The 7650-nt window shown below is 62.8% G+C and carries 6 protein-coding genes; 2 read left to right on the top strand and 4 right to left on the bottom strand.

Annotated elements, in window-relative coordinates:
- Positions 1–112 precede the first annotated feature (112 nt).
- Positions 113–1555 (bottom strand): helix-turn-helix domain-containing protein, encoded by a 1443-nt coding sequence (locus tag FN835_RS20665; RefSeq protein ID WP_142665122.1) that lies wholly within the window; start codon positions 1553–1555, stop codon positions 113–115.
- Positions 1556–1692: 137 nt separating this feature from the next.
- On the opposite strand from FN835_RS20665, the gene aceB reads away from it, so the two are divergent.
- Positions 1693–3306 carry a malate synthase A gene (aceB, locus tag FN835_RS20660; protein ID WP_142665121.1) on the top strand — a complete coding sequence of 538 codons (1614 nt, stop codon included), beginning with the start codon at positions 1693–1695 and terminating at the stop codon, positions 3304–3306.
- A 38-nt stretch (positions 3307–3344) separates the two neighbouring features.
- Entirely contained in the window at positions 3345–4955 is a 1611-nt protein-coding gene (locus tag FN835_RS20655; RefSeq protein WP_142665120.1) for an isocitrate lyase, read from the top strand.
- Between the two features lie 484 nt (positions 4956–5439).
- Here the strand turns inward: FN835_RS20655 and FN835_RS20650 are convergent, their stop codons facing one another.
- The 3 genes from FN835_RS20650 to FN835_RS20640 all read right to left on the bottom strand — a co-directional run.
- Positions 5440–6471 (bottom strand): IS110 family RNA-guided transposase, encoded by a 1032-nt coding sequence (locus FN835_RS20650; RefSeq protein WP_142665119.1) that lies wholly within the window; start codon positions 6469–6471, stop codon positions 5440–5442.
- A gap of 112 nt (positions 6472–6583) precedes the next feature.
- Positions 6584–7341 (bottom strand): IS5 family transposase gene (locus FN835_RS20645; protein ID WP_142665118.1). Its coding sequence is split into 2 segments (ribosomal slippage): positions 6584–7020 and positions 7020–7341, totalling 759 coding nucleotides; the frame shifts between segments, so codons are not numbered across the junction.
- A 93-nt stretch (positions 7342–7434) separates the two neighbouring features.
- A partial coding sequence (locus tag FN835_RS20640; RefSeq protein WP_142661891.1) for an NAD(P)(+) transhydrogenase (Re/Si-specific) subunit beta occupies positions 7435–7650 on the bottom strand: 216 nt, incomplete at its 5' end.

Genomic DNA, 7650 nt, shown 5'->3' with positions numbered 1-7650 from the left:
GCATGGGTCGCGAACGGCGTCGGTTACAGCATCATCGGCCAGCAACCGTCGGATATGCTGCACGCCATAGCCGATGAAGTGCGCGCGCAAAAACAACAGCCTGCATGACCGTTCAGACGGCGCCGCCCTCGAATTCGAATATCGCAAGGCTGCGTTCGCGTTCGTTGACCTTGAGCCGGCGGTTGATCGGGGCGTGTGCGCGGGCGGCGCAGTCGGGTCTTTCGCACAAATAGCAGTTCAGGCCGATATCGACGGGCCGTGTGCGCTCCAGATCGATCCCGTCGGCATAGATCAGGCGCGGCGCATAGGACACGTCGCAGCCCAGCCCGATGGCCAGCTTTTGCGCCGGGCCGTTATAGCTGCCCCCCGCCCGCGTCACCGTCCGCGCGATCGAGAAATAGCTGGCCCCTTCCGGCATGCGGATGACCTGCGTCTGAACGCGGCCCTGCATCTCGAACGCGGCGTGGATGTTCCATAGCGGGCAAGTGCCGCCAAATCGCGAAAACGGAAAGCGCCCGGCACTGAAGCGTTTCGAGATATTGCCCGCCTGATCGACGCGCACGAAAAAGAACGGGATGCCCCGCGCCTCGGGGCGTTGCAGCGTCGACATGCGATGCGCGGTCTGTTCGAAACTGGCGCCGAAGCGATGGCCCAGCAATTCCAAGTCATAGCGCGCGGATTCGCAGGCAGCGAGAAACCGGCCATAGGGCATCATCAGCGCCGCCGCGAAGTAATTCGCCAGACTGACACGCAGCAACGACACCGCAGCGGGATCTGCCAGTCCGGACCTAGCGGCCAGATCCGAGATCAGCGCGTCCTGTTCCAGCCGCGCCAGCAGCACGCCGATCTGAAAGCGGCGACTGGCCTGACCCAGCAGTTCGGACAGCATCAGTTCGCCCCGGTGCGGGTCGTAACGGCGCAACTGGTCACCCATCACATGCAAGGGCAGGATACGCACCGTGATCCCGTGGCTGGCAAGGCGGTTGGTCAGGACCATCAGCGCCTCGTTGCGGTGCATGGCCAGCGTGTCGGCCATGGCCTCGGCGGCGCGGTCCAGCGGGTCGACATAATTGTGCTGGGCATAGAACCAGTTGCGGACCGCATCGACAGAGCGTGAACTGCCCTCGAGCACCTCGACCTTGTCGCGGTCGGTCAGGGGATTTTCATCGGCCAACGGACGCAGCAACGCCTCGCGGTGACTGTCATGCAGGCGCACGAAGGCGGCGGCGATGCGGGGGCTGGCTTGCAGCACCGCCTCGATTTCGGTCCGGGACAGGCCGCCGGCATCCAGCGCCGGATCCTTCAGCGCCGCCGTGAAATCAGCCGCCAGCTGGGCGTCGGTCGATGGGGCCAGCTCGGCGATGTTCAGGTCATAGACCTCGGCCAGTTTCATCAGGAAGCGGGCCGAAGCCGGGCGCTGATCCGCCTCGATCAGGGTGACATAGCTGGGCGACACGTCAAGCTGCGCGGCCATCTGCGCCTGCGTCAGGCCCAAGGATTGGCGCAGCACGCGCAGGCGCTGGCCGATGATCAGTTTCTCGCCGCGTTGGCTCATGTGACAAACCTTACAAAACTGGCAGGGTTGCGGTGACGCAACTGACCGCCACACCCAATGCTTGCACGCAGATACTGCACCTGCAGCATGACATTACTACAGTGACATTACAACGAGTCGGGCACAGGGAGGTTCAGATGCCGCTTGATCGTAATGCCACCGCGATGCCACCCGCAGTCCTGCGCCGCGTCGCGGCCGGGGACCATGTGCTGACGCCGCAGGCTTTGGCCTTCGTCGCCGAATTGCAGGACCGGTTCGGCCTGCGCCTGCATGCGCTGATGGTCGCCCGCACCCGCCGTCAGGCGCGGATCGACGCGGGCGAGATGCCGGACTATCTGCCGCAGACGCGCGAAATCCGACAGGGCATCTGGCAGGCCGCCCCGGTCCCGCCCCAACTGGCCGACCGCCGCGTGGAAATCACCGGCCCCGTCGATCGCAAGATGATGATCAATGCGCTGAATTCCGGCGCGCGGGTCTTCATGGCGGATTTCGAAGATGCGACCGCACCCAGCTTTCCCAATATCGTCGCGGGCCATGCCAACCTGATCGACTATCGCGACGGCACGCTGGAGCATGAGGCGAACGGCAGGACCTATCGCGTCGGTCCCGATCCGGCGCTGCTGATCGTCCGCCCGCGCGGGCTGCACATGGCCGAGGCGAACGTGCTGATCGGCGCGCAGCCCGTCTCGGCCGCGCTGTTCGATTTCGGGCTGTCGCTGTTTCATTGCGGCCGCGCGCTGGCCGCCACCGGGCGCGGCCCGTTCTATTACCTGCCCAAGCTGGAAAGCCATGCCGAGGCGCGGTTCTGGAACGAGGTCTTCGTCTTTGCACAGGACCGCATGGGGCTGGCGCAGGGCACGATCAAGGCGACGGTGCTGATCGAAACCCTGCCCGCCGCGTTCGAAATGGACGAGATCATCTGGGAACTGCGCGACCACATCGCGGGCCTGAACTGCGGACGCTGGGATTATACCTTCAGCTATATCAAGACGTTGCGCAATCACGCAGCCCATGTCCTGCCCGACCGGGCCGGGGTCACGATGGATCAGGCATTCCTGTCGGCCTATGCCGCGCGGCTGGTCAAGGTCTGTCACCGGCGCGGCATCCACGCCATGGGTGGCATGTCGGCGGCGATCCCGGTCCAGAACGACAGCCAAGCCAACGAGGCCGCCTTTGCCCACGTTCGCGCCGACAAGCTGCGCGAGGTCGGGATGGGTTTCGACGGCGCTTGGGTCGCGCATCCCGATCTGATCCCGGTCGCGCAGGCCGTCTTCGATGACCAGATGCCCGGCCCGAACCAGATCCGCAAACCGCGTCAGGAATGGCGGATCGAACCCGCCATGCTGCTGCGCCCGCATCAGGGCGCGGTGACGCTGGCGGGCGTGGAAACCAATATCGCGGTCGCCGTCGAATATCTGGCGCAATGGCTGTCGGGACGCGGCGCTGTGCCGATCGCGGGCCAGATGGAGGACGCGGCCACCGCCGAAATCAGCCGTGCGCAACTGTGGCAATGGCTGCGCCACGGCACGGCGGTCGCTTTGCCTGAAGGTGAACGCCGCATGTCCACCGACTGGATGGGCGAGCTGATCCAGGCCGAGATCCTGCGCCTGCTGGACCGCCACGGCCCAAACGGTTTCCACCGCGGCCATTACGCCAGCGCGGCCCGCATCATCCATGACGCCGTGACCGCCCCGACCCTGCCCGATTTCATTACCACGCCCGCCTATGCGGTGCTGAACGCGCTGGACTGACGCGCATGCCGACCAAACCAACCCTGAAAGGACGTAACATGACCCGCCGCAAGACTTATCTGGAAATCCGCGCCGAAGTGCAGTCCCGCTACCCCTCCGGGGCTACACCGGGTGGCGTGTCGGTCGATGACATCGCGCAGCTGCGGCTGCAAAACAGCTATGACACGCATCTGGACATCGCCCGCGACATGGCGAAGGTGATGCGCGCCGACATGGCGGCCTATGACGCCGATACGTCGAAATTCACGCAATCGCTGGGCTGCTGGTCGGGCTTTCACGCCCAGCAGATGATCAAATCGGTCAAGCGGATGCGCGGCACGGCCAAAGGAACCTATGTCTATCTGTCAGGCTGGATGGTCGCCGGTCTGCGCAACCGCTGGGGCCATCTGCCCGACCAGTCGATGCATGAAAAAACCGCCGTGGCCGAACTGATCAACGAAATCTACGTCTCGCTTCGGCAGGCGGATGAGGTGGCGATCAACGACCTGTTCAAGGTGCTGAAGGCGGCCAAAACCGATGCCGAGCGCGATGCAGCGATTGCCGCGATCGACGGTTTTGAATCGCATGTCGTGCCGATCATCGCCGACATCGATGCCGGTTTCGGCAACGAACACGCGACCTATCTGCTGGCCAAAGAGCTGATCAAGGCCGGGGCTTGCGCGTTGCAGATCGAAAATCAGGTCTCGGACGCCAAGCAGTGCGGCCATCAGGACGGCAAGGTCACCGTGCCGCGCGAAGACTTCATCGAAAAGCTGCGCGCCTGCCGTCTGGCCTTCGAGGAGATGGGCGTGGACGATGGCGTCATCGTGGCACGCACGGACAGCCTTGGCGCGGGCCTGACGCAAAAAGTGCCGGTCAGCCAGCAACCGGGCGATCTGGCCTGGGAATACAACAAGTGGCTGAAAACCGAACAGATTACCGAAGCCAACCCGATCCGCGAAGGCGAATTGGCGCTGTTCCAAGGCGGTGAATTCGTCAAGCCTGCGCGGCTGGCCAACGGGCTGTTCCCGTTCCGCGACGGGACCGGGCGTCAGCGCGTGATCGAGGATTGCATCGCGGTTCTGTCGCAAGGTGGCGCGGATCTGTTGTGGATCGAAACCGACACGCCGAATGTGGATGAAATCGCCGGGATGGTGAATGAAATCCGCAAGGAAGTGCCGGGTGCCAAGCTGACATATAACAACTCGCCCAGCTTCAACTGGACGCTGAACCTGCGCAAACAGGTGCGGGCGCAATGGCTTGCCGAAGGGCGTATTACCGCGGCAGATTACCCCGAAGACAACGCCCTGATGAAGGCCGATTACGACGCGACCGATCTGGGCCGCGAGGCAGATGCCCGCCTGCAACGCTTCCAAGCCGACATTTCGGCCCGCGCGGGGGTGTTCCACAACCTGATCACGCTGCCGACTTTCCATCTGACCGCCAAGTCGATGGACGAATTGTCGCGCGGCTATTTCGGCGAGCAAAAGATGCTGGCCTATGTCGCGACCGTCCAGCGCGAAGAAATCCGTCGGGGTATCAGTGCGGTCAAGCACCAGCACGAGGTAGGTTCAGACCTTGGCGACGCGTTCAAGGAAATGGTCGCAGGCGAGCGTGCGCTGAAAGCCGGTGGTCACGCCAACACCATGAATCAGTTCGCCGCCGAGTAACCGGGAACAAGGGGTCGGTTCCCCTTTGGGACTTCGGCTAGCCGACCGCTTGAAGCGCCGCCCTGAATAAGGGCGGCGCTGTTTGTCGCCTATTCGCACCTCGACGTTGCTTGCGGATCAGCGAGCCGATTGCATCGCGTTCGAGCGGATTAGGCTCCAGACTTCGGTAACGGGGTCGTCCCAGTCAAGCGGTTTTGCGCATACGGGATGTGCCGCCGGGGCGCGCGGCCTTGTGCTTTGACAAAGTGGTCTGCTTCCCTGTTCGGCGGCCTTCGCCTGAGATCGACCCGGGTGCATGCTTCGGTCCGTGGTCAGCGCTGTGGCTGCCAACATGATGCTGGTTCAATGCAATTCCGATGTGCCCATCTCATTGGCGTGCTCGATAGGATCGGCATCAGTCCTGAGCACGGCATCACCGGAACCGCGTCCCGTGGGGACCTCAAAGGCCCGCGATCAGTCGGGCAGCAGTCTGGAATCTGTGTCTTCAGCCGGCATGAAGCACGGGAATGTCAAAACGGAAGTCGGTGTCATCCTTCCACATCCGGTGCAGGATCACGGCGATGCGGCGGGCCAGCCCAACCATCGCGCGCTTGGCACCACGACGGCGCGCGAGTTTTGCCGCCCAGGTGCGCAGCCAGTTCGCCCGTCCACGATGCATCATGACGGTTGCCGCCTGGCATAGCGCGCGCCGAAGGTTGACGTCGCCTGCCTTGGTGATCCCTCCCGAGACGTCGCGCTCACCCGACTGGTTGCGAGACGGCGTCAGGCCGACCCACGGTCCGACCTTCTTCGAGGATGTGAAGCGGGCGGGATCATCGACAGCAGATCGATAGGTCAACGCCACCACGGCGCCGATCCCGGGCATCGACATCAGCCGACGACAGACTGGATCCTCCTGGGAGAGTTGACGGACATTGCGTTCAAGACCCGCCAGCTCTCGCCGCAGCGCCGAGCGCGCGCGAAGCATGGGATCGGTTGCCGCTTCCAGCATCGGGTTGCCCGCCGCCAGTTCGCGGATACGTTGTTCGAACCTGCCGCGGGATATGGTGCCAACCTTGAGCCCGAAGTTCCGCAGCAGCCCGCGCAGTGACATTTCCAGCGTAATAAACCCTTGTTGCACTGCCTTACGAGCGCTGAGCACCGCTCTAACCTCCTGTGCAGAAACCGATTTGCAATGAACGGGTCGGAACCAACCAAGATGAAGCAGACGTGCAATACCCTCTGCATCCCGCCGGTCCGTCTTGATCGGCATGGCCTTCAGGGCGCCTTTTACCTGTCTTGTTTCCATTAGAACGACAGATAGTCCCGCATCTGACAGCCCGCGATGCAGCCACTGCGACAAGGGGCCAGCCTCAAGCCCGACGGCGGCAATTGCGCCGTCCTGGTCGCGGATCCAGCACGACAGCGCTTCGGGCTCACTGGCCACCTGCGCCTCCTTCACGATCTTCCCATGCTCGCTGATCACGCAGATCGCGGTTTTCTCCAGCGACACATCCAGCCCGACAAACAGCTTCATCCCGCAGTCCTCCATGTGGATCCGATACGGGAATGGCGCCACTTTGCCCTCGATCTTGCAACAGTAACGGGCGGGTCGCGACGCAGGCCCCGTTACGGCATCTCATTGAGTTTCATAGCCAGAAGAGGACGGTCGCAGCGAGCATGATCGTGGATAAGAAGGTTTCTGGGCACCGGTCGTATCGCGTGGCAACGCGCCTCCAGTCTTTCAGGCGTCCGAACATGATCTCTATGCGGTTGCGCCGTTTGTAGCGCCTCTTGTCATAGTTGACGGCCTTTTTGCGGGACTTTCGGCCGGGGATGCATGCCTTTATACCCTTGTCTTTCAAAGCTTCTCTGAACCAATCAGCGTCATAGCCTCTGTCGGCCAGCAGCCAGCCCGCCTTCGGCAGGCTGCCCAGCAGAGCCGCTGCGCCGGTGTAATCACTGACCTGGCCGGCCGACATGAAGAACCCGATCGGCCGTCCCTTCGCATCGGTAACGGCGTGCAGCTTCGTATTCATGCCACCTTTGGTTCGCCCGATCTGACGGCCGCGCCCCCCTTTTTCGCCCGCAGGCTCGATGCCGTGCGGTGCGCCTTGAGATAGGTCGCGTCAATCATGATGGTCTTATGCTCGGCGCTTTCCGAGGCTAGGCCGACCATGATCCGGGCGAAGACCCCGTTGTCACTCCAACGCTTCCAACGGTTGTAGAGAGTCTTGACCGGTCCGTATTCCTTCGGCGCATCGCACCACCGCAAGCCATTGCGATTGATGAAGATTATGCCGCTAAGGACACGGAGGTCATCAACGCGCGGCTTGCCATGGCTCTTGGGGAAAAACGGCTGCAAACGCGCCATCTGCGCCTCGGAAAGCCAGTAAAGGTTGCTCATCGATCAGTCTCCTTGCAGAGCCTGAATCACACGAAAAACCTGAAATCAATGGGTCTGGAGCCTAAGCTCCGTGGCACGCGACTGCACTTCAGGTCAGTCGATCATGGGCAGCAATGCGTCGATGGACTTCTTGGCGTCGCCATAGAACATCCGGGTGTTGTCCTTGTAGAACAGCGGGTTCTCGATGCCGGAATAGCCGGTGCCCTGACCGCGTTTCGACACGAAGACCTGTTTCGCCTTCCAGACCTCAAGGACCGGCATCCCGGCGATGGGGCTGTTGGGATCTTCCTGCGCGGCCGGGTTCACGAT

This window comes from Paracoccus laeviglucosivorans, from assembly GCF_900182695.1.
Lineage (GTDB): Bacteria > Pseudomonadota > Alphaproteobacteria > Rhodobacterales > Rhodobacteraceae > Paracoccus > Paracoccus laeviglucosivorans.
The sequence above is the reverse complement of the archived record's forward strand: the minus strand, read 5'-3'. Positions and strand labels throughout refer to the sequence as shown.

Excerpts from the sequence above, each read along its gene's own strand:
- FN835_RS20665 (WP_142665122.1), bottom strand. The coding sequence starts at position 1,555 with ATGAGCCAACGCGGCGAGAAACTGATCATCGGCCAGCGCCTGCGCGTG.
- aceB (WP_142665121.1), top strand. The coding sequence starts at position 1,693 with ATGCCGCTTGATCGTAATGCCACCGCGATGCCACCCGCAGTCCTGCGC.
- FN835_RS20655 (WP_142665120.1), top strand. The coding sequence starts at position 3,345 with ATGACCCGCCGCAAGACTTATCTGGAAATCCGCGCCGAAGTGCAGTCC.
- FN835_RS20650 (WP_142665119.1), bottom strand. The coding sequence starts at position 6,471 with ATGAAGCTGTTTGTCGGGCTGGATGTGTCGCTGGAGAAAACCGCGATC.